At 58.9% G+C, this 20,620-nt stretch carries 18 protein-coding genes; 14 read left to right on the top strand and 4 right to left on the bottom strand.

All coding sequences use genetic code 11. From position 1 onward, the window contains the following. Positions 1 to 499 (top strand): DUF4395 domain-containing protein (locus VEZ38_RS19460; protein ID WP_324896497.1); only part of this gene is annotated, 499 nt, incomplete at its 5' end. 5 nt (positions 500 to 504) lie between these two features. On the opposite strand, the gene VEZ38_RS19455 is transcribed toward VEZ38_RS19460, so the two are convergent. Beyond that, positions 505 to 636, bottom strand: a complete 132-nt coding sequence (locus VEZ38_RS19455; protein WP_324896495.1) for a hypothetical protein — start codon at positions 634 to 636, stop codon at positions 505 to 507. 113 nt (positions 637 to 749) lie between these two features. On the opposite strand from VEZ38_RS19455, the gene VEZ38_RS19450 reads away from it, so the two are divergent. Next, complete coding sequence (locus tag VEZ38_RS19450; RefSeq protein WP_324896493.1) at positions 750 to 1,628, top strand: SMP-30/gluconolactonase/LRE family protein; 879 nt, start codon at positions 750 to 752, stop codon at positions 1,626 to 1,628. A 142-nt stretch (positions 1,629 to 1,770) separates the two neighbouring features. Here the strand turns inward: VEZ38_RS19450 and VEZ38_RS19445 are convergent, their stop codons facing one another. Continuing rightward, positions 1,771 to 2,307: a GNAT family N-acetyltransferase gene (locus VEZ38_RS19445; protein ID WP_324896491.1), complete on the bottom strand. Its 537-nt coding sequence runs from the start codon at positions 2,305 to 2,307 to the stop codon at positions 1,771 to 1,773. 96 nt (positions 2,308 to 2,403) lie between these two features. Here VEZ38_RS19445 and VEZ38_RS19440 point away from each other — a divergent pair, with 96 nt between their 5' ends. The 3 genes from VEZ38_RS19440 to VEZ38_RS19430 all read left to right on the top strand — a co-directional run bounded on the left by VEZ38_RS19440 (position 2,404) and on the right by VEZ38_RS19430 (position 8,647). Continuing rightward, on the top strand, positions 2,404 to 4,056 hold the full coding sequence (locus VEZ38_RS19440) for a M20/M25/M40 family metallo-hydrolase (RefSeq protein WP_324896489.1): 1,653 nt from the start codon (positions 2,404 to 2,406) through the stop codon (positions 4,054 to 4,056). Positions 4,057 to 4,169: 113 nt separating this feature from the next. Continuing rightward, the gene (locus VEZ38_RS19435) at positions 4,170 to 5,108 is read left to right on the top strand and encodes an aldo/keto reductase family protein (RefSeq protein ID WP_324896487.1); all 939 of its coding nucleotides are present in this window, start codon (positions 4,170 to 4,172) and stop codon (positions 5,106 to 5,108) included. Positions 5,109 to 5,377: 269 nt separating this feature from the next. Next, positions 5,378 to 8,647, top strand: a complete 3,270-nt coding sequence (locus tag VEZ38_RS19430) for a fibronectin type III domain-containing protein (protein WP_324896501.1) — start codon at positions 5,378 to 5,380, stop codon at positions 8,645 to 8,647. A 55-nt stretch (positions 8,648 to 8,702) separates the two neighbouring features. On the opposite strand, the gene VEZ38_RS19425 is transcribed toward VEZ38_RS19430, so the two are convergent. Beyond that, positions 8,703 to 9,158, bottom strand: a complete 456-nt coding sequence (locus VEZ38_RS19425) for a DUF1259 domain-containing protein (RefSeq protein ID WP_324896485.1) — start codon at positions 9,156 to 9,158, stop codon at positions 8,703 to 8,705. Between the two features lie 25 nt (positions 9,159 to 9,183). Continuing rightward, positions 9,184 to 9,606 carry a DUF1259 domain-containing protein gene (locus tag VEZ38_RS19420; protein ID WP_324896499.1) on the bottom strand — a complete coding sequence of 141 codons (423 nt, stop codon included), beginning with the start codon at positions 9,604 to 9,606 and terminating at the stop codon, positions 9,184 to 9,186. Positions 9,607 to 9,930: 324 nt separating this feature from the next. On the opposite strand from VEZ38_RS19420, the gene VEZ38_RS19415 reads away from it, so the two are divergent. The 9 genes from VEZ38_RS19415 to VEZ38_RS19375 form a co-directional block, all read left to right on the top strand. Then, the gene (locus VEZ38_RS19415; protein WP_324896483.1) at positions 9,931 to 10,821 is read left to right on the top strand and encodes an ABC transporter permease; all 891 of its coding nucleotides are present in this window, start codon (positions 9,931 to 9,933) and stop codon (positions 10,819 to 10,821) included. A 16-nt stretch (positions 10,822 to 10,837) separates the two neighbouring features. Beyond that, the gene (locus VEZ38_RS19410; protein WP_324896481.1) at positions 10,838 to 11,728 is read left to right on the top strand and encodes a carbohydrate ABC transporter permease; all 891 of its coding nucleotides are present in this window, start codon (positions 10,838 to 10,840) and stop codon (positions 11,726 to 11,728) included. Between the two features lie 82 nt (positions 11,729 to 11,810). Further along, complete coding sequence (locus VEZ38_RS19405; protein ID WP_324896479.1) at positions 11,811 to 13,532, top strand: extracellular solute-binding protein; 1,722 nt, start codon at positions 11,811 to 11,813, stop codon at positions 13,530 to 13,532. 144 nt (positions 13,533 to 13,676) lie between these two features. After that, positions 13,677 to 15,458, top strand: coding sequence for a sensor histidine kinase (locus tag VEZ38_RS19400; RefSeq protein WP_324896477.1), 1,782 nt, complete (start codon positions 13,677 to 13,679; stop codon positions 15,456 to 15,458). Continuing rightward, on the top strand, positions 15,451 to 17,046 hold the full coding sequence (locus VEZ38_RS19395; RefSeq protein ID WP_324896476.1) for a response regulator transcription factor: 1,596 nt from the start codon (positions 15,451 to 15,453) through the stop codon (positions 17,044 to 17,046). Before VEZ38_RS19400 ends, VEZ38_RS19395 begins: the two co-directional genes overlap by 8 nt. 124 nt (positions 17,047 to 17,170) lie before the next feature. Beyond that, positions 17,171 to 17,383, top strand: a complete 213-nt coding sequence (locus VEZ38_RS19390) for an ABC transporter ATP-binding protein (RefSeq protein WP_324896474.1) — start codon at positions 17,171 to 17,173, stop codon at positions 17,381 to 17,383. Beyond that, positions 17,380 to 18,156 (top strand): (2Fe-2S)-binding protein, encoded by a 777-nt coding sequence (locus tag VEZ38_RS19385; protein ID WP_324896472.1) that lies wholly within the window; start codon positions 17,380 to 17,382, stop codon positions 18,154 to 18,156. The genes VEZ38_RS19390 and VEZ38_RS19385 overlap by 4 nt, the downstream gene beginning before the upstream one ends. A 250-nt stretch (positions 18,157 to 18,406) precedes the next feature. Beyond that, positions 18,407 to 20,149 (top strand): DUF5107 domain-containing protein, encoded by a 1,743-nt coding sequence (locus VEZ38_RS19380; protein WP_324896470.1) that lies wholly within the window; start codon positions 18,407 to 18,409, stop codon positions 20,147 to 20,149. A gap of 33 nt (positions 20,150 to 20,182) precedes the next feature. Beyond that, positions 20,183 to 20,620: cupin domain-containing protein (locus VEZ38_RS19375; RefSeq protein WP_324896468.1), on the top strand; the 438-nt coding region annotated here is incomplete at its 3' end.

Raw genomic sequence — 20,620 nt, 5'->3', positions numbered from 1 at the left:
ATATATGGTATCATTGCCGAAACAGACTGTTTCGTCGGAGGTGTTCGAATTGAAAGGAGATCGGCGTCTGCTCGCTTCGTCCTTCGATTGCGCGGACGAGGTGCCGCTTCATTGGGTGCGCGGCAATCAAATCGGTATTCTGATCAGCGTCGTCGTCTGGGCGTTGACGCAGCAGCCGTGGGTGCTGGCCGTGCCGCTCGCCGTCCAGCTCGTCGGCCGAACCGCGGGCGTCAAGTACAATGCGTTCGTCCGCCTGCTCGCGCCTTTGCTCCCGGCGAGCAAGAAGACGGAAAGCAGAGAGCTGCTGCGTTTCAACAATTTACTGGCGATTTTGTTTCTGGCCGTTGCGTTAGCGGCGCTGCTGGCGGGAATGCAAACGGTCGCATACGTGTTTCTGGCGATGCTGACCGTCGCCGTCGTCGCCGCGTTGAGCGGATTTTGCGTGGGATGCTTCGTGTATTTCCACTGGAAGCAGTTCCTGGCGCGACGACGGGCGTAACGCCGCTAGGGAAGGCGCATCGTCTTCCAATAGTGGATTTGCGGGAACCGGGGCATGGCGAAATAGTCGTTCATTAAACTAACGCCGACGAAGGATACGAGCGGCCAATCGAGGTGCTCCAGGAAACTCATTTTCATCCACTCCTTCCCCTTATCTTCTTGTATGCGGACGGCGGGATGTCTCATGTTATCATCCGAAATTCACAATCGACAAGAGATCACTACAAACGCGGGAGCGGGAGGCAGCGGGCATGCAAGCATTGGAATTGGTCGTCGACGCGAAGTCGCAATTGGGAGAGGGGCCGGTATGGCATCCGGAGGAGCAGGCGTTATATTGGGTCGATATTAACGAGAATCGGCTGCATCGGTACGATCCCGCGACGGGGCGGGACGAATCGCGGCGCTTCGAGCGGATGATCGGCGCAGCGGTGCCGTGCGCGGACGGGGGCTTCGTCCTTGCGATGCAGGACGGCATTTACCGCCTCGCCTCGTTCGGCGGCGCCGAGCCCGAGCGGGTCGCCGTGCCGGAGGGGCTGCATGACGGCCTTCGGTTCAACGACGGCAAGTGCGATCCGCGCGGGCGGTTCTGGGCCGGCACGCTGTCGCTCGTCGGCACGCCGAACGACGGGAAGCTGTATTGCATCGGGACCGATTACCGCGCGGAGACGAAGGTCGAGCAGGTCACATGCTCGAACGGGCTCGCGTGGAGTCCCGACGGCGACACGATGTATTACATCGACACGCCTACCCGGGTCGTCGTCGCGTATGCGTACGATATCGAGACGGGGCGCATCGGGGACGGACGGGAAGCGGTCCGCGTCGCGCCGGAGGACGGCGTGCCGGACGGCATGGCGATCGACGAGGAAGGCATGCTGTGGGTCGCGCATTGGGGAGGCGGTCAGGTGATCCGGTACGATCCCCGCAGCGGGAAGGCGCTCGAGCGCATCGCCGTGCCGGCTTCGCATTGCACGTCTTGCGCGTTCGGCGGTCCGAACCGGGACGAACTGTACATCACTTCCGCGCGCGTCGGCCGCACGCCGGAGCAGCTCGAGGCCGAGCCGCTCGCCGGCGGACTATTTCGAATTCGAGTAGGAGCGAAAGGCATGCCGACGGACTTCTTCGGATCGTAGCAGCGACGGTTCGATTGGCCGGGGAGGTCGGGACCGTGACGGGCGGGCGCCGGCTCCGGCGACCGCTTCGGGGGCATCGATATGTCGGTAAATAACGCGGGAGTGACCCGCGAACGAACGGGGGAGGCGGCCGCCTCCCCCGTCAATGTTTCCACGTTAACGCCTTCTCCGGGTCCGCGAGCAGCCGGCCGTAATATTGCTTCGCCCGGAAGTTGTGAATTTCCTCGCACGCCTTCTCCATCTCCCGCATGACCACGTCCTGCGACAGCGCCGTCGGCGACCAGTACAATATATGCATAAAGTACGGTTCGCCTTGATCGGTTTCGCGTACGTACCGAATCCGATCCGCCTTCTGGAACCCATTCTTGTAGTAAAACGCCAACCGCTTGCGCGTGTCCTCGTTCTCGTCGTCCTTCGGCTCGACCTCGAGCAGGATCAGCTTCCCTTTCTTCTTCATCCGGTCGAGCACCTTCGTGCCGATTCCTTTCCCGCGGGCTTGCGACGTCACCAACAAATAGTCGATAAAGACGAACGTCGGAAATTCGGCGTACAGCACGATGTAGTCGTCCGTCTCGACGAGGTGATACACGTCCTTCTCGTCGATCAGGTCTTGGATCTGGTTGCGGTCTTTCATCTCGTGCTCCGGGAAATAGTCGTTCAGCTTTTCGTACCACTCCATGGCGGGCGCTCCTTCGCTGGCAATGTTCCGATCGTTAGGTAATTTTGCCAACCTGATGTAAAATTATGTTCGACTACGAGGAAGGAGCGTCATAACATGCTGCCTTGTCGCGAAGACGTGCTGTTTTATACGAAGATGCTGGTTCGCATTCGGAGCGTCGTCCGTACGAACGGCGAGAAGGAAATCGCGCAAACGCTGCATTCCTTAATCGCTTCTTTTCCCTATTTTCAGAAAAACCCGTCGCACCTTGTAAAGCTGCCGACGGCGAACGACGACGTCGAGCGGTATAACGTGATGGCGTTCGTGAAGGGCACGAAGCGCCCGAGCGCCGATACGGTCGTGTTAATGGGACACATCGATACGGTCGGCACCGAGGACTACGGCTTGTTGGAATCGATCGCGACGGAACCGGATGCGCTGCGGGACGCCCTGCAGCAGGAGGAAACGCCGGATGCGGTGCGGGCGCAGCTGGCGTCGGAGGAGTGGCTGTTCGGCCGCGGGGCGCTCGACATGAAGAGCGGCGTGGCGGGGCAGCTGTATTTACTTAAGCGCTATGCGGAGCACCCGGAGCTGCTGGCGGGCAACGTGGTGTTCCTGGCGGCGTGCGACGAGGAGGACGGCTCGCGCGGCATTTTGTCGGCGACCGCGCAGCTGGAGGCGTGGAAGGCGCAACACGGGTTCGATTACGTCGCGGCGATCAATGCGGACTTCGTCTCCGCCCGATATCCAGGCGACCCGCACCGGTACGTCTACCTCGGCACCGTCGGCAAGCTGCTGCCTGCGTTCTATATTACGGGGGCGGAGACGCACGTCGGCGCCGCCTTCGAAGGACTCGACCCGAATTTGCTCGCCGCGGAGCTGACCCGGGAAATCGATTACAACCCCGAGCTGTGCAACGCGGCGCTCGGGGAGACGACCGCGCCGCCGGTCGCGTTAAAGCAAACCGACCTGAAGACGGCGTACAGCGTACAGACGGCGCTCGCCGCATACGTGTATTTCAACATGCTTGTGTTTACATGGACGCCGAAGGACGTGCTGGAGGCGTTCCGCCGCCGCGCCGAGACCGCGTTCGAACGCGCGCTCGAGCTTGTGGAACGGCGGTACGAAGCTTATTGCCGGCTGAGCGGGGAACCGCGGCGCGAGCTGCCGTGGCGAACGAGGGTTATGACGTACGAGGAGCTGATCGAACAGCTGCGCGGCGAGTACGGGGACCGATTCGATCGGCATATGGAGGCGTTCCGGGAGCGGCTGCTGCTTGAGCCGGATCTGGATTCCCGTATGTTCGCCTTAAGGGTCGTCGAGGAAGCGTGGGCGTGGATGAAGGACCGGAGCCCGGCGATGGTGCTGTTCTTCGCTTCGCTGTATTCGCCGCGCGTCGAGCTCGCGGGGCGGAGCGCCAAGGAGCGGCGCCTGACGGACGCGCTGGACGAAGCCGTGCGCGAGGTGCAGCCGCACGCCGGGCATCCGATCCGCGTCAAGCCGTTCTTCCCGTACATCTCGGATATGAGCTTCGTCAGCGTGAGCGACGACGAAGCCGCGATCCGCTCGGAGCAAGCGAACAACCCCGCTTGGGGCGGCAAGCTGTTCGTCGATTACGACCGCATTCGCAGGCTCGACATCCCGGTCGCGAACATCGGGCCGTACGGCTTCGACGCGCACAAGAAGTACGAACGGCTCGACGTCGGCTATTCGCTCGAGGTCGTGCCGAACTTGACGGACCGAGTCGTTCGGCGGCTGTTGGACGCATAGTTCCTTTCTTGAAAGTAGTTTTCCCTTCTTCCCTTGCTGCATCAACTCGCCTAGAATAGGAAGGGTGTAAAATATCGACCCCGGCAGCGCGCCGGCAGAAGGAGGAGCAACGAATGAACTATCGGAGATTGGGCGGCACTGGACTCAAGGTGAGCGAGATTAGCCTTGGGAGCTGGCTGACATACGGCGGTTACGTGGAGCGGGACAACGCGGTGAAAGCGATCCAGACGGCATACGGCCTCGGGATTAACTTTTTCGATACGGCGAACGTGTACGAGCGGGGCGCCGCGGAGGAAGTGGTCGGGGAGACGCTGAAGGCGTTCCCGCGGGAATCGTACGTGCTCGCGACGAAGGTGTTTTGGCCGATGGGCGAAGGTCCGAACGACCGCGGCTTGTCGCGAAAGCACATCATGGAGCAGGCGGAGGCGAGCTTGAAGCGGCTGAAGCATGATTATGTAGATATCTACTATTGCCACCGCTACGACCCGGAGACGCCGCTCTACGAGACGCTTCGGGCGTTGGACGATCTCGTGCGCCAAGGGAAGGTGCTGTACGTCGGCGTCAGCGAATGGCAGGCGTCGCAAATCGCGGAGGCGCTCGGCACGGCAGACCGTTACTTGCTGGACCGCATCGTCGTAAACCAACCGATTTACAATATGTTCAACCGCTATATCGAAAAGGAGATCATCCCGCTGTCCGAGCGCTCCGGCATCGGTCAAGTCGTCTTCTCGCCATTGGCGCAAGGGCTGCTGACGGGCAAATATACGTCCGCGAACGACGTCCCGGCGGACAGCCGCGCGGCGAAGCTCGAGAACCTGCGCAAGGGCATTACCGAGGAGAAGCTGGCGAAGGTGCGCCAGCTCGAAGGCGTGGCGCGGGAGCTGGGCCTGTCCGTCGGCACCATGGCGCTTGCTTGGATTTTGCGCCAGCCGAACGTCGCCAGCGCGCTCGTCGGCGCGAGCCGTCCGTCCCAGGTCGAAGAGAACGCCAAGGCGTCGGGCGTCGTGCTGCCGGCCGAAGCGCTGGAGCGGATCGAAGCGATTTTGGCATAAGAAAATTTCGTCGGAAAGCCCGACGCGCCCGCGCGCGAAGCCTTGTGCTTCGCGCGCCTTTTTTTATCGAACATATAACTCGACGTGCTATTTATATATTTTGCAAGGTTGAACGGAATAAAGTTTCCTCGATAGAATGGACACACACCAAGCCGAATGCGGAGAATTGGTGTGACTATTCTTTTTTAAAGGGAGGGTAGCGCTTTCATTTTTGGAGTGTACTGTCGCAAATATTCCGAAATCATTTAGGGAGGGAAATTGAATTGAGGATGGCAAGACTCGGGAAACAAACGTGGACGATGTGGATCAGGTTCGCTCTGGTTGTCGCCGTGATGTCGATGTCGATGACATGGAACCCGCCGACCGCTTCGGCGGCAACTACGTTTTCCAATGTATCGATGAATACAACGACGCCGGCTATGTACGACAAGTTCGAAATGACGTTCAACCTCAGTACGACCTACAACAACCCGTTCGACCCGAACGAGGCGAACGTGCTCGCGACGTTCACGACGCCGTCCGGCGCCACGGAAGTCGTGCCGGCGTTCTACAAGTCGGAGACGGCGCCGAACTGGGCGGTTCGTTATTCGCCGCGCCAGACCGGCGTGCACAGCGTCGTGCTGACCGTTCAAGACGCGAACGGAACGGGGACATCGTCCGCGTATACGTTCACGGCCGGCAGTCCGGGCAACAACCGAGGCTTCATGGGCGTGGAAGGCTCCCGGTTCGTGGACAGCTACGGCAAGCAGCTGACGCTGATCGGGACGAATTTCGCGTGGAACGACTCGGGAGCCGGCGAGCGCGCGGTCGAGAACGAAATTCCGAACCTGAAGCCGGCGAAGATGAACCTGCTCCGCGTCTGGTATACGTGCTGGTGGAGCGGCCTCGGACCCGAATGGGGACCGGTGACCGCGCACGAGACGGGGGTGGTGACGGAATACGAGGGGATCGGCCGGTACCAGCTGTACAACCAGTCGAAGGTGGACGACATTCTCGAGGCGGCCGAAGCCAACGACGTTTACATTATGCTGACGATGAACAGCTTCGGCGACTTTTATTACCAGTGGTACGTTAACGCCTACAACCAGGCGAACGGCGGCCCGTCGACCTATACCGAGAACAACCTCAGCTTCTGGACGGATCCCGTCGCGAAGGAATACCAGAAGAAGCTGCTCCGGTACATGTTCGCGCGGTTCGGCTACAGCCGGGCGCTCGGCATGCTGGAATACTGGAACGAGTCCGACAATCGCGTCGACACGTCGGCGGAAATCCGGGCGGCTTGGCACAGCGAAATGGACGCATATTGGAAGAGTTGGGACTTCTACAACCACCCGACGACAACGAGCTACGCCTGGAAAGATCATGTCGGGCAAAACCACGGCTCGTGGGAGACGCTGCCGTTCCTCGACGCGACGAACGCGCATCGCTATGACGACAGTCCGAACGTCATCGACAACTGGCAGGCGCAAATCGAAAAGCTGCATAATATCGGCGGCAACCGCCCGGCGTTCATCGGCGAGGTCGGCCGGCCCCAGGGCGACTATGCGACCGATCCGGCCATCGATGAATACATGCATAACGCGCTCTGGGCGCCGATCTTCCGGGCCGGCGCGGCGGGCGGCAGCCTGTGGTGGTTCGTCGAAGGAACCGGCTTTGCCTTGCCGTCGGCGCTGAAAGCGGTGCATACGCGGCTCGCGGATTTCGTCCAACCGGTCGAGGAGCACCTGATCGATATGCCGCACGTGGACTACGGGCTGCAAGCGAACGGTACGAAGGCGGGCGGCTTCAAGAGTGCTACGCGCGCGTATTTGTGGATTAACGACACGCAGGCGAACCATACGGTCACGAATCCGCGGACGGTCAGCGGCATGACGTTCACGCTGCCGATGACCAACGGGGCTTATAACGTCACGTTCTACAACACGTACACCGGTACGTACGGAACGACGACGTCCGTGCAGGCGACCGGCGGCAACCTAACGATATCGGTGCCTTCGTTCTCGCGCGACATCGCGGTGAAGATCGAATGCCAAAGCTGCAACTCGGCGGATACGCAGGCGCCGACGGCGCCGACGAACCTGGCTTCGCCGGCGAAGACGGACACGACGGTCGATCTGACCTGGACGGCGTCGACGGACAACGTCGGCGTGACCGGCTACGAGATTTACAAGGACGGAGCGTTCGCGGGTTCGACGACCGGCGCTACGGCGTACACGGCAACCGGATTGACGGCGAACACGACGTATAGCTTCACGGTGAAAGCGAAGGATGCGGCGGGCAATACGTCTGCGGCGAGTCAGGCGATCAACGTAACGACGAATAGCAGCGGCGGCGGCGGCAACCTGCTGCAAAACCCGGGCTTCGAGCTCGACAACGGCTCCGGCGCGCCCGCCTCGTGGACGTGCGAGCAAAACTATTGCAGCCGCGATACGGCGGTGAAGCGCTCGGGTACTTCGTCCATGAAGGTGGACAATGTGACCGGGGCTTGGTTCGGGCAGTACCAAACCGTTACAGGCACGGCAGGCGAAACGTATGTTTTCGACGGGTATGTGAACATTACCCGAAACACAGGGACGAAAGTCAACGTGGATGTTCAATTCCTGAACGGCTCGAACGGTTTGATTTCCAGTCACAGAGCAGCGTCTTACAACGGCACGACGACGAGCGGCTGGGAGCGTGTCCAAGGAACGTTCGCTGCTCCGGCGGGAACGGCGAAGGTGAAAGTACAAGTCTACTACACGGATCTGAACGCAGCCGTGTATCTGGACGATTTCGCGTTGACGACGCAAACTGCTTCGGATACGCAGGCGCCGACGGCGCCGGCGAACCTGGCTTCGCCGTCGAAGACCGATACGACGATCACTCTGACATGGAACGCATCCACGGATAATGTCGGCGTGACGGGGTATGAAATTTATCGCGGTTCGGCATTGGCCGGCACGACGGGCGGCTCCACGACGACGTTCACCGACGCGGGCTTGACCGCGAATACTTCGTACTCGTATACCGTGAAGGCCAAAGACGCCGCCGGGAACGTCTCCGCTTCCAGCAGCGCGCTCAGCGTGACGACGAACGCGTCGCCGACCAATCTGCTGCAAAATCCGGGCTTCGAGCTCGACAACGGCTCCGGCGTGCCCGCGTCGTGGACGTGCGAGCAAAATTATTGCAGCCGCGATACGGCGGTGAAGCGCTCGGGTACTTCGTCCATGAAGGTGGACAATGTGACCGGGGCTTGGTTCGGCCAGTACCAAACCGTTACGGGTACGGCGGGCAAGACGTACGCCTTCGAAGGGTATGTCAACATTACCCGCAACTCGGGAACGAAAGTTAACGTAGACGTCCATTTCCTGAACAGCTCGGACGGGACGATTTCCAGCCATGCGGTAGCGTTCTACAACGGCACGACGACGAGCGGCTGGCAGCATATGCAGGGCTCGTTCACGGCGCCGGCGGGAACGGCGAAGGTGAAAGTACGGGTCCACTACACGGATCTGAATGCGGCCGTGTATCTGGACGATTTCGTTCTCAGCTCGAACTGAAACGAAGGCTGCAAACAGTCGGCTGGCGCCGGTACGCAACCGGCGCCAGCTTCTTTCATTTTCGGACTCGAGTTTTCGAATGTCGGTTGACGGCGGGGCGGACGACGCGGGTCGTCAGCACGCGCAACGCGTCCTTCGTCTTCCTCGCGAACGCGACAGGGTCGTCCACGGCTTCCCAATGCATGTACATGAGACGGGGTTTTTCGAAAAGCCAATGATTGTGAACGGACGTCACGATGATCCCGTGTTTGCGCAGACGTTTCATTAACGGGTTGACTTCGGAGGAGAGGACGACCGTTTCCCCGCTGCAGAGCGCCCGCCCGTCCTTCGTCATGGACTCGAACGTGAACATTTGCGGCACGAGCAAGAACGATTGCGCGCGGCGGCCAAGCACCGTCGGTTTTATGTTCGTTCGGGAAATCATGACGGTGCATACTCCGTCTTGGGCGGTGTGCATCCCGCCGAGGATTCGCGAAAACCGGTTGCACGCTTGCTCGAAGCGATTCGCCATGGCTGCAGCCTCCTTTCCTTGAGGGTTATCCCCGGATGTTGCGGGACGTCAACACCCGGTTGGCGTCGCGAACCTTCTTTGCGAAATCGAGGGGGTTGGCGATCGTTTCGTAATGGATGTACATGAGACGCGGAGAGTCGAACAGCCAATGGTTGTGCACGGCCGTCACCTTAATGCCGTGCCGGCGGAGACGGGAAATGTACGGCTGCAATTCGGATTGTAGAATGACGGTCTCTCCCAAACACAACGCTCTCCCTTGCCGATCCATATTTTCATAGGAATAGGCTTGAGGGACATACATGAAAGATCCGGCTTTTCTGCCTAACACCTTCGGCACCAGATTCGTTCGAGCATTCGTCGCCGTGCATACGCCGTTGATGACCGCCGGAGTTGCGCCTAACAACTTCGCGAACTGTCTGCACAGCGCCGACGGTTGCCGGGGTTGCATCCCCGAACGATGATGCATGTGTCGAGCCACAAGAACCACCTCCTCGCAAAAGCATACGCAGGCGGGGTCAGGCTTGCGTAGGTGCTGGCCCCCCTAAAACAAAAAGGGCGATGGGCAGCGCCTTAGTTCTTAATTTACTAGGGTAAAAGCGAAAGGAAGCCTAAGTTTGAAGGGTTGTTGGCATTAAGGATTCCATACATAATTTAAATAGAAAACAGCAGCGTTACGCGCAGAGAGCGGGGGAGAACGGTGAAACAATATTCCGCGCAAGGCAACTTGCAGCAGCAGGTCTTACCTCGGAGGAAACGGAGTTTTTGGAAAGTAATGTACCTACAACGTCACTTGCTGACGATGACCGTTCCCTTCCTCGTACTAGTCTTCATCTTTTCCTATTTGCCCTTGTGGGGCTGGATCATGGCGTTCCAGAAATACAACCTGGGCCGCGGCATCTGGGCGAGTCCGTTCGTCGGGTTGGACAACTTCGTCACCTTGTTCCGGGACGACCAATTTTACAACGTGCTCCGCAATACGTTGGCGATGGGACTGTTGGGGTTAGTCTCCGGGTTCGTCGGGGCGATCGGGTTAGCCTTATTGCTGAACGAGGTGCGGTTGGTATTCTTCAAGCGAACAATTCAGACGATTACGTACATTCCGCATTTCGTGTCGTGGGTCGTCATCGCCAACATTATGATCACGTTCCTATCGCCGGATGACGGAATCGTCAACGTGATGCTGGTGAAGCTCGGGTTGATTAAGGAGCACATCTACTTCTTGTCCAAAGAAAGCTGGTTCTGGTATATTCATACGTTCGCCGGACTGTGGAAGGAATTAGGTTGGAGCACAATCATTTACCTGGCCGTCATCGCCGGCATCAATCCTGAATTTTACGAAGCGGCGGACGTCGACGGAGCGAATCGGTTTCAGAAAATGTGGCACATCTCCATTCCGGGCTTAATGCCGACCGCGATGCTGCTCCTGCTCATGTCGGTAGGCTGGATCATCCAGAGCGGGTTCGAATCGCAATTTTTGCTCGGAAATCCGTTGGTCATCAATCGTTCCGAGGTACTCGACCTGTATGCGCTGCGATATTCCACCCAACTGGGGGATTTCTCCTACGGGGTAGCCATTAGCATGTTTAAGTCGGTCGTCAGCGTGATCTTGGTGCTGTCCGCGAATTACCTTGCCAAACTCACCAATCAAAGCCGGTTGTTCTAAGGGGGAGAAGCTGAAAATGATACACCGTAGAACGTGGGGCGACCGCCTGTTCGATGCCGCGAATTATATCGGTTTAACGATGCTCGGCATCGCCACCTTGTTTCCCTTCCTGAATATGCTGGCGGTCTCCTTAAATCATCCGCTGGATACGCTGCGGGGAGGCATCTACTTATGGCCTCGGGAATTTACGTGGACGAATTATTATTATACGTTCGGCGACGAGCGGCTGTACGGCGCGACGATGCGCTCCGTCATTCGAACGGTCCTGGCGACGGCGCTGGGGATCGCGGTCACCGCGATGATCGCTTACGCCTTGAGCCGCAGGGAATTCATCTTCCGGAAATCCTTTAACTTTCTCTTCGTGCTGACGTTATATTTAAATGCGGGACTGATCCCCGTGTACTTGTTGATCAAGGAAATCGGGCTCATGAACAATTTCGCCGTTTACATCCTTCCCGGTCTTGTTGCGGTATTCAACGTCATGATTATGAGAAGCTACTTTCAGCAGCTTCCGGAGGGCGTCGTCGAATCGGCGAAGATCGACGGGGCCAACGACTACCAGGTGTTGTTCCGCATTATTATGCCGATGAGCATGCCCGTCGTGGCTACGATTATGCTGTTTATCGCGGTCGGAAACTGGAATTCCTGGTTCGATAATTACTTATACGCCAGCCGCAGCGATCACTTAAGCTTATTGCAATTCGAGCTGCAGAAGGTGCTTATGCAATCCATCGCCGAGGTCATATCGCCTCATGATCATCCGGATGCGGCGCGCGCTTTGAACCAGTCGCCGGAATCGATCCGCGCGGCGATGACGATCGTCGTCACCTTGCCGATCCTGCTGATCTATCCGTTCCTGCAGAAATACTTCGTGAAAGGGATTACGATCGCGGCGATGAAAGAATAAAGCGAATCGAATCGCACCGATATCGTACGGGTACCCGCCCGTTGATATATACTAATTTGATGAGGAAAAGAGGGAGTCGCGCATGAAGAGGAAGTACTGGTTAACCTTGTTTGTCGGCATTCTCATGGCAGTATCCATCTTGGCGGGGTGTACGAACAGTTCCGGGGGAGACGCCGGTCAGGAAGGGAAGGCGGAGGCGCCCGCAACTAGCGAGACGCCGAAAGATACGCCGGCTGCGGAAGATCCGGCCCCGGATTTGTCGCCTATCTCCTACACGATCAATACCGCCGACAACAAGCTGATTTGGGACACGCCAATTACGAAAGCGATTACCGAGAAGACAGGGGTTACCCTGGAGTATGACATTACGGTCGGCGATCAATTCCAAAAGTGGGATCTCTGGCTTGCGGCCGGCGATTACCCGGACATCGTCGTGCTGGACACGAACTACATTACGAAGTACAAGGAAGCCGGCGCCATTATCCCGTTGAACGATCTGATCGACCAATACGGGCCGAATATCAAGGAAAAGTTCGGGCAGTATTACAATCTTCTGAAAGACGAGAACGGCGAGATCTACGGATTGTACGCAGCGAAGAAGAGCACGGAGGCTTCGGCCGACTCGATGGCGAACTTCGTCGTTCAGATGGCCGTGCTGGAAGAGGCGGGCTATCCGGAAATCAAAACGTTGGATCAACTGTATGAAGTCATTAAAGCGTACTACGAGAAGCACCCGACCATCGACGGGAAGGAAACGGTGGCGTTCGGCGCGGCTGCGGGAAGCTACTTCATGAACATTCAATTTAACAATCCGATCATCTGGGCGTCCGGATTGCCGGACCACGGCAACTTCAGAATCGAAGAGGACGGCCAGGTACGGTATAACCCGGTGACGGAAGACGCCAAGCGGTATTATCAATTCCAGAATAAGCTGTTTACCGAAGGACTGTTCGATAAAGAGGCGTTCTCGCTTGCCGACCTGTCGAACAAGATGTCCCAAGGGCGTATGCTCGCGGCGTTCGCGCCGAACTGGATGATCGGCGACGCCGAGAAGACGCTGCGAGCGGCGCGCATGCCGGAACGGGCGTATGCTCACATTCCGCTCTTCTTCGAGGAGGGGACGCCGGATTTCACGAACAATACGACGCCTACGTTCGCAGGAAGCTATAACTGGGCAATCTCGAAGCACGCGAAAAACCCGGAGCGGATTATTCAGTTCATCGACTATTTGTTCTCCGACGAAGCGCAAGTGTTGACGAACTGGGGCATCGAAGGCGTCCATTACGACGTCGTCGACGGGAAACGGACGCTCAAGCCCGAAGTGATCGAGAAGCGCGCGACCGACGTGGACTACGATTACAAAGAAGGCTTCAAGAGTATCGGTACGGGCGGTCCTCCATGGTTTAGCGTCGGTAACGGCTCGCTGCTGGCCGACGGGGATTATGCGACCCCGCTGACGAGAGACGTCGTGAAAGCCGGATACGACGATTATACGAAGAATTTCCTCGCGAAATACGGGAAAGAAGTATGGGCCGATTTCCTGCCTCCGATCGAGGTCGTTCCAGGGTACCTGTGGCAGCTCCCGCCGCCGGAGGAGACGAAGGTGGAAGCGCAAAAAATCGACGACAATTGGCGGAAGCTGTTGCCCAAGGTCGTCATGGCCCGGAACAACGAAGAGTTCGAAGCGGCATGGAACGAAATGGTCAAGGCGATTCAGGACAGCGGGCTTGAGAAAATGGAAGCTGCCTACACCCAGGTATGGGCCGACTTCATAAAGAAATACAATGAGACGCTGAATCAATAAAGCGTTCGGTTCGACACCGCTCCTTGTCTGGACGTTCGTCCAGGCAAGGAGTCTGTTTCTTAAGAGGAGTTTCCGGGTTGACGTTGAATTAGTAACGGAGCATGGGAGAAAGCAGAAATTTGGGAATGATGAGGGAGCGGCGCGATGAAGATCCGCACGAAGCTTTTTCTGGTCAATTTACTCATCGTACTTTTACTCCTCGGCTCGATTACTTATGTGTACATTAAGCGCGGCAGCGAGACGATCTTTGAAAACGTAGTTGAAAACGCTTCCCTTTCTTTGTCGCAGGTGAGCGAAAATCTCGACGATAAGTTGGCCTCGTACGAAGAAATCGCGAACACCTTGTTTTTGAACGAAACCTTGGAACAAATCATGGTGACGCAATACGACAGTATCAGCGATGCGTACGAGGATTATTTCAACGAGTTCGAGCCGTTGGCGTCGGTCGTGAAAGCGACGAAGGATATCCGGCACTTAAAAATATACACGGACAATGAATCCTTCGATTTTGCGGAATTCACGTTGATCGACGGCGAGATCAGGCAAAGCGAATGGTACCGTAAACTGATGAAGAACGAGGTCGGCGGGATTTGGACGGCTCCGTACGTGAACGAATTCGAGGACGGCGCCGTGTTCAGTTTCCGGAAACGATTGAATCGGTTGTACCGGGACTCCCCGCTGGTGTCCAACATCGAAATTCAAGTCGAAGTGCTTAACGAGTTGATCGACGAGGAGAGGAAAAGCAAGCGATACATTTTTTCGTTGGCGGACGGAACGGTGCTCATCGACAGCGCGGAAGCGGAACAAGCGGTCCATATTTCTGAGCTTCCCTTTTACGCCGAAATTCAAAAGTCGCCGCAAGGCAATTTTTCCTATACAGAAGGCTCGAATACGTATCAGGTTTTATACCAAACGTTGGATTCTCGCAAAGTGGTGACCGGCATGAAAGTGATCGCCGTCATTCCGCTCACCGAGCTGATGCCCGCGATCCACCAATTGAGATCCGTGGCGATCTACCTATTCATCATGGCGAGCGCGATTTCGGGCGTTCTTATCTTCCTGTTTTCCACGGGCATGACCCGGCGAATCAGCGAGCTTTCGAAGAAGATGAAGCGGGTGGATAAGGATCAGTTCCAAATTAGCGTTAAGGTCAAGGGGAACGACGAGATCAGCCAGCTGGGAAATATGTTTAATTTAATGGTGCAGCGAATCGGGCAGCTGATATCCGAGGTGTATCAATCGGAAATCGATCGCAAAGAAATGGCGTTTCGCACGAAGGAAGTCGAATTGTACGCGCTGCAGACCCAAATTAATCCGCATTTTTTGTTTAACGTCCTTACGATGATCGGCGGCAATTTATTGATGAACGGCGATCATAAGAACGCGAAGCTGGTCGGAATGCTCGCGAAGTCGTTCCGAATGACGTTGAAAAATAGCGGTCAAACCGTCGCCTTGTCCGAGGAGCTGGCGTTCATCGATACGTATTTGCATCTGCAGCGGTGCCGCTATACGGAGAAGTTCGATTATGTCATCGACATTCCGCCCGATATGCTCGGCGTCGAAGTGCCGAAGCTCTGCCTGCAACCCTTAATCGAGAACGCGATCACCCACGGTATCGAACTGAAGGAATCGAAATCGACGATTCGAATCTCCGGAACATACGGGGAAGGGATGCTGCGCATTGCCGTGGAGGACGACGGCCTAGGCATGGCCGAAGAGGAGCTGCTTCGAATTCGCAGGGAACTGGATGCGGGAAGCGCGCTGTCGGCGGATAAGCATGTGGGGCTGCGGAACGTGAACTTGAGATTAATAAATTTGTACGGCGAAAACCACAAACTGGCGTTGGAAAGCAAACAGGGGACAGGGACGCGCGTAACGATAACGATCCCGATTTCTTCGACGAATGGGGGCAAGGCGCATGAATGATGTGTTAATCGTGGACGACGAACCGATGGCGCGCTCGTACCTCAAGCATCTGACCGATTGGTCCGCCTTCGGGTTTCGCATCCGGGACGAGGCGGCGAACGGAGAACAAGCGCTGCAACTGGCGAAGTCCCACTACTATTCCTTAATCTTAACGGACGTTCGGATGCCGGTCATGAACGGCTTAGAGTTTATTGCGGAGCTGCGCCGATGTTCCGATACGGCGGTGGTCATCGTCAGCGGGTACGAGGACTTCGAGTATGCGCGGCAAGGGCTGCAGCTGGGCGTGCAAAATTACTTGCTGAAGCCCGTCGTCGAAGACGATTTAATCGATATGCTGCAAAAGATCCGCAGCGAGATCGAGCAGAAGCGCTTGACCCATAAGCGGCTCCACCTGGGCATGTCGGCGTTGCGCGATCAATTTTTAAGAAGATGGGCTCACGGGCAGGCGGGAACGAAGGAATTTTTGGAACAAAGGCATCTGCTGCATCTCGATAAGCCTTGCGAAGGCTATTATTGCCTGTTGATCGAGATGGATTTTTTCCAAAACCTGCACGAACATTGCACCGACCGCGAGATCGAGTTGAAACGGTTCGCGATCCGCAATATTCTCGAGGAGGTTTGCCGCGATGCGGGCTTCGTGTTCGAGGAATCGGAGGAACGGTACGGGTTCATCGGCTTCGGGTCGGGGGGCGACCTCGCCTCCGATGCGATCTACCGTCTGGCGGAGACGATCGCCGGCTCCGTCCGAAAATATACGAAAGACACGGTGAGCATCGGCTTAGGGGAGAATGCGCCCACCGTCGAAGCCGTGGCTTCGTCTTTCAAGCGGGCGGAGAAAGCCCTCGACGAAAAATTTTTAAAGGGCAGCGACGCGATATTGGATTTGCGACGGCCGGATATCGAGCCGGTGGAGCAAGACATGATCGAGACGATCGAGTCGAAGGTCGTGGACGCGATACGAAGCCTCGATCGGGAGCGGGTGACCGTAACGCTGCGACGATTGTGGGAAGGGTTCGCCGAAGCGAACTTGCAGCAAAACAAGGTTAAGCCGATCGTGCTCGAAATTTTGGTAACGTTGTTTCGCACGGTGAAGGAGACCGGAGGAAACCACTCGGATCTATTCAATTACCAACTCGGCGACTATGAATATATTATGAAAGCGAAGACGATTCAGGAATTGCATCGGTTCGCCGAGAAGCGCTGCATCGATGTGCTCGAGCTGCTGCAACGCATGGAAGAGCTTCAGCCGAGCCAGCTCATTCAAACCATTTTGAAGCTGATCGACGAGCAATACGACACCAATATCAGCTTGCGGAGCGTCGCCCAACAGGTGTACATGAACTCCGTTTATTTGGGGCAGCTGTTCAAAAACGAGGTGCAGTGCACTTTCAACGATTACTTGTTGAAGGTGCGCATGGAGAAGGCGAAGGAGCTGCTGCTCCAAACCGACATGAAGGTGTACGAGATCGCGCAGAAGGTCGGTTACCGGGAATTGGACTGGTTCTACAAACGGTTTAAGACATACACCGGGTACAGCGCCGGCGAGTACCGAACGACCGCGCAGCGGCTGAAACAAAAGAAAATTTAAACGGAAGGCGCTTGCTCCACTGCGGGGCGGCGCTTTTTTTTCCGGCAAGGGATTGACAGTGTTGGTGAGAATGAATATCATTACTACTGATAATGATTGTCAAGGGTGTTCGGAGGGATGGAGCTTGAGCTGCCGGCTGCGCACGGAGCAGTTACATATCGGGTACGGGAAACGCACGATCGTCATGGTCGCGCATGATTTGAACCATGCAGCGCTGTACGCGGGGCATGCGATCGCGATCCGGCAAGGTCGCATTGCGCGGCAAGGCCCGCCGGCGGCGGTCACTACGCCGGGGATGCTGCGGGAGATGTCCGGCGTGGAGGCGGACGTTCGATGAAGCTGACTCCGACGGCGCTCGAGAGCTTCTTCTACCTCGCCGATGCCCGCAAGGCCGACGCAGCGATGGAGGTCGATTGGACCGAGCTGAGCGAGCCGGCGACGGCGACGCGATGGCTCGAAGCGTATCGGGGATATATCGGTGCGCCGGACGCGGACGTCGCGGGCACGTATTTCGCCTCGTTCCTCGGCGCGGTGAGCGGCGGGTTTCACGCTTCGCTGCTGCTCGACGGGACGGAGCTATCGTTCGGCCCGGGGAATGTGCGAGCGCAGCTGTTCGGTCCGAACGCGCGTCCGCCGATGGTCGCGGCGCTTGCGCCGAGCGCCCGCGCACCGGCGGCGGACCGCTCTCCGGCCGGCGAGCTGGCGGCGGCGGCGCGGTTTTACCGCGAGGCGATCCGTCCGATCGTCGAGGCGGCGTCCGCGGCGACCGGCGCAAGGGCGATCGATATTTGGCGCTTGCTCGCGACGCGGCTCGCTTATATCGAGGACGCGATAACGGAACGTTCCGACGAGGAGACGGCGCGGCGCGTCCGGACGCATTTCCGAAGCGTCGCGACGGACATCCCTGGCGACGCGTTCGGGCGGAGCCGCAACCCGCTGGACGTCGAGCACCGGTTCGTGCCGCACCCGACGGCGCCCGGGGCGGTGCAGCGCCAGAAAGCGGCCTGCTGCTTGGCGTATAAGACGAACCATGGCTACTGTTATACCTGTCCGAGGCTGTCGGACGACGATCGCGCGCGCAAGCGCGAAGCAATTGTCAGAACACAATAATTTTTAGGTAAAGGGAAGAGAGACGCTGTTGTACCGCAGCCGCCCGTTCGCCCGCCGGTAGGGCGGAGGGAAAACCTCATCAGCGCGCCGGCACAAGCCGCCCTGCGTCCGTCATCGTCATGACGGCGGGGCGGCTTCGTTGCGTGCACGGGGCATTTTCTCGCAAGATAGGCGATTTTTTCTTTCCCGTTGTCACGCTCGGCCGGACCCGGTAAGGTAGAAGAAGAGACATTTCGCGGGAGGAATCAGCGTGCTGCAGCTGCAGGAGTTTACCGATTATTTATTGACCCACCCGATGGTGGGCGCGGGGCCGATTCCGACTGCGCAAGACCCGGACGGCGTTTACCCTTACGAAAGCTATGCGGAGACGAGCCGCCGGCCGGTCGTTCGGCCCTACCGGTTCGTCGCGCTGGAGAACGCGCATCTCCGCGCGACGATTTGCCCCGATCTGGGCGGCAAGGTGTTTTCGCTCGTACACAAGCCATCCGGGAAGGAGACGCTGCACGTCGCGCCGGTCGTGCGCCCCGTGCGCATCTTGCCGAGGCATTTCTTTATCGGCGGCGGCATCGAGGTGAGCTTTCCGATCTCGCATACGCCGGTGCAGATCGTGCCGGTGTCGTACGAGACGGAGGCGGCGGCGGAGCGGCTGTTCGTCCGGTGCGGCGAACGCGAAATTCGGTTCGGCATGCAATGGACCGTGGAATACTCGCTCGGCGCGGACGACGCGTTCCTGACGCAGCGGACGTGCTTTCGCAATCCGACGGCCGAGGCGCATCCGTGGATGTCGTGGTCGAACGCGGGCGTGCCGGCGAGACCGGATACGGAGTTCCACTTCCCCGGGGGACCGGTGCTCAGCCACGGCGACGAGATGAAGACGATCGACTGGGCGGCCGACGGCCCGAAGCGGCAAGCGGACATCCGCCGCATGACCGGATACTTCTGGCGCGAGCCGGACGCCGAAGCGTTCGGCGCCTACACGCCGAGCCTCGGCTGCGGCTTGTACCACGTGGCGGATCGGCGCACGGTGCCGGGCATGAAGCTGTGGTCGGACGGCGTCGGGCGGGACGAGCCGTGGGTCAGCCAGTATACGCTCGACGGCGAGCAGCTGGCGGAAATTCAAGCCGGGCCGATCCTCGATCAATCGATCAAGGAGCTGCTCGCGCCGGGGGCGACGCACGTGCATGTGGAGTTTTGGCTGCCGACCGACCGGCCCCTCGACATCCGCGCGCTGCGGGCGCCGGACGTCGCGCTGCCGCCGATCGAGCGGCTGCCGCGGTTCGGCTTCGCCCGACCGGAGGAGACGGCGCTGTGGGTGCAGGTCGCGGAGGCGTACGCGGCGAAGGACGCGTCGCTTCTGCCGGCGCCCCCCGGCCTCGACGATAACCGGTGGGCGGTCTCGGGCATGGAGGGGCTGGACGCGGCGCTGCGCTGGGCGAGCGAGATGCAGCCCGAGCGCGCCGACGCCTGGCTGCTGCAGCTGGGCGCCTGGCTCGCCGGCAAAGATCGGATCGACGAAGCGCTGGAGGCGCTGCAGGCGTCCGGGGAGGACCGCGCTTGGGCGCTGGCGGGCCGCCTGCACCGGCGCTGCAAGAAGGATGCGCGCGCCGCGGCGGCGTGCTACCGGAACATCCGGACGCCGGCGATCGCGCTGCACCCGCAGGTGACGTTCGAGCGGGACGCGGCGCTGGCGGCGGTCGGGCCGGAGACGCTGGCGGAGCGGGAGGCGTGGCTGGCGCGCACGAGCGCGCTGCAGGACGAATGGCTCGCGGAGCGCAGAGCCGAGCTGCTCGCCGACCTCGGCCGGTTCGCCGAGGCGAAGGCGCTGCTCGAGCGCACGCCGTTCCAGCTCGTGCACCAGCGGTATGCCCGCACGCGGCTGTGGATGCGCATACGGGAAGGGCTGGGGGAGCGCGGTCCGGCGGCGGCGCCGGCCTCGCTCGGCGAGGACGATCTGCATGCGTTCGGCGCATACCGGGAGTACGAAGAGGACTGAACGAAACTCAGCCTGCGCGGAGGAGGCTTTCGCATGAACGAACGACCGGAGCTGCCGCCGAGACGGGAAGGCGGCCTGCGGCGATTGTCGCCGAGCGTGCATTGGGCGCAATCGTTCCGCGCGTACAAGAACAAGGTCGTGAACCGCAGCATCTACGATTTCGAGCTGCTCTACATTCAGGAGGGGCAATGCACGGTCCGGGTCGGCTCGCACGCGCCGTACGAGCTTGCCGCCGGGCAGCTGTTTTACTTGCCTTCGCGCGTGCGCCATTCGATCGTCGTGACGTCGGAGCGGATTGACTATGTGGCCGTTCATTTCGATTATTTCGACGAGTTCGCGGCATGGGACATGCCTTCGCTCGCCGTGGACGACGCGAACGTGCTGCCGGAACGGTTTTGCGCGGAGCCCGACGTCGGGCAAGAGACGTATTTGTTCACGCATCTGGTGCCCGAGCCCGCCGCCGTCGCGCTG

The organism is Paenibacillus sp. (genome assembly GCF_035645235.1).
GTDB lineage: Bacteria > Bacillota > Bacilli > Paenibacillales > YIM-B00363 > Paenibacillus_AE.
Note: the sequence above shows the minus strand (reverse complement) of the source record. Positions and strands in the feature narration are given on the sequence as shown.

Excerpts from the sequence above, each read along its gene's own strand:
- VEZ38_RS19425 (WP_324896485.1), bottom strand. The coding sequence starts at position 9,158 with ATGGCGAATCGCTTCGAGCAAGCGTGCAACCGGTTTTCGCGAATCCTC.
- VEZ38_RS19420 (WP_324896499.1), bottom strand. The coding sequence starts at position 9,606 with ATGCAACCCCGGCAACCGTCGGCGCTGTGCAGACAGTTCGCGAAGTTG.
- VEZ38_RS19450 (WP_324896493.1), top strand. The coding sequence starts at position 750 with ATGCAAGCATTGGAATTGGTCGTCGACGCGAAGTCGCAATTGGGAGAG.
- VEZ38_RS19455 (WP_324896495.1), bottom strand. The coding sequence starts at position 636 with ATGAAAATGAGTTTCCTGGAGCACCTCGATTGGCCGCTCGTATCCTTC.
- VEZ38_RS19435 (WP_324896487.1), top strand. The coding sequence starts at position 4,170 with ATGAACTATCGGAGATTGGGCGGCACTGGACTCAAGGTGAGCGAGATT.
- VEZ38_RS19400 (WP_324896477.1), top strand. The coding sequence starts at position 13,677 with ATGAAGATCCGCACGAAGCTTTTTCTGGTCAATTTACTCATCGTACTT.
- VEZ38_RS19440 (WP_324896489.1), top strand. The coding sequence starts at position 2,404 with ATGCTGCCTTGTCGCGAAGACGTGCTGTTTTATACGAAGATGCTGGTT.
- VEZ38_RS19430 (WP_324896501.1), top strand. The coding sequence starts at position 5,378 with ATGGCAAGACTCGGGAAACAAACGTGGACGATGTGGATCAGGTTCGCT.
- VEZ38_RS19395 (WP_324896476.1), top strand. The coding sequence starts at position 15,451 with ATGAATGATGTGTTAATCGTGGACGACGAACCGATGGCGCGCTCGTAC.
- VEZ38_RS19415 (WP_324896483.1), top strand. The coding sequence starts at position 9,931 with ATGTACCTACAACGTCACTTGCTGACGATGACCGTTCCCTTCCTCGTA.
- VEZ38_RS19405 (WP_324896479.1), top strand. The coding sequence starts at position 11,811 with ATGAAGAGGAAGTACTGGTTAACCTTGTTTGTCGGCATTCTCATGGCA.
- VEZ38_RS19385 (WP_324896472.1), top strand. The coding sequence starts at position 17,380 with ATGAAGCTGACTCCGACGGCGCTCGAGAGCTTCTTCTACCTCGCCGAT.
- VEZ38_RS19410 (WP_324896481.1), top strand. The coding sequence starts at position 10,838 with ATGATACACCGTAGAACGTGGGGCGACCGCCTGTTCGATGCCGCGAAT.
- VEZ38_RS19445 (WP_324896491.1), bottom strand. The coding sequence starts at position 2,307 with ATGGAGTGGTACGAAAAGCTGAACGACTATTTCCCGGAGCACGAGATG.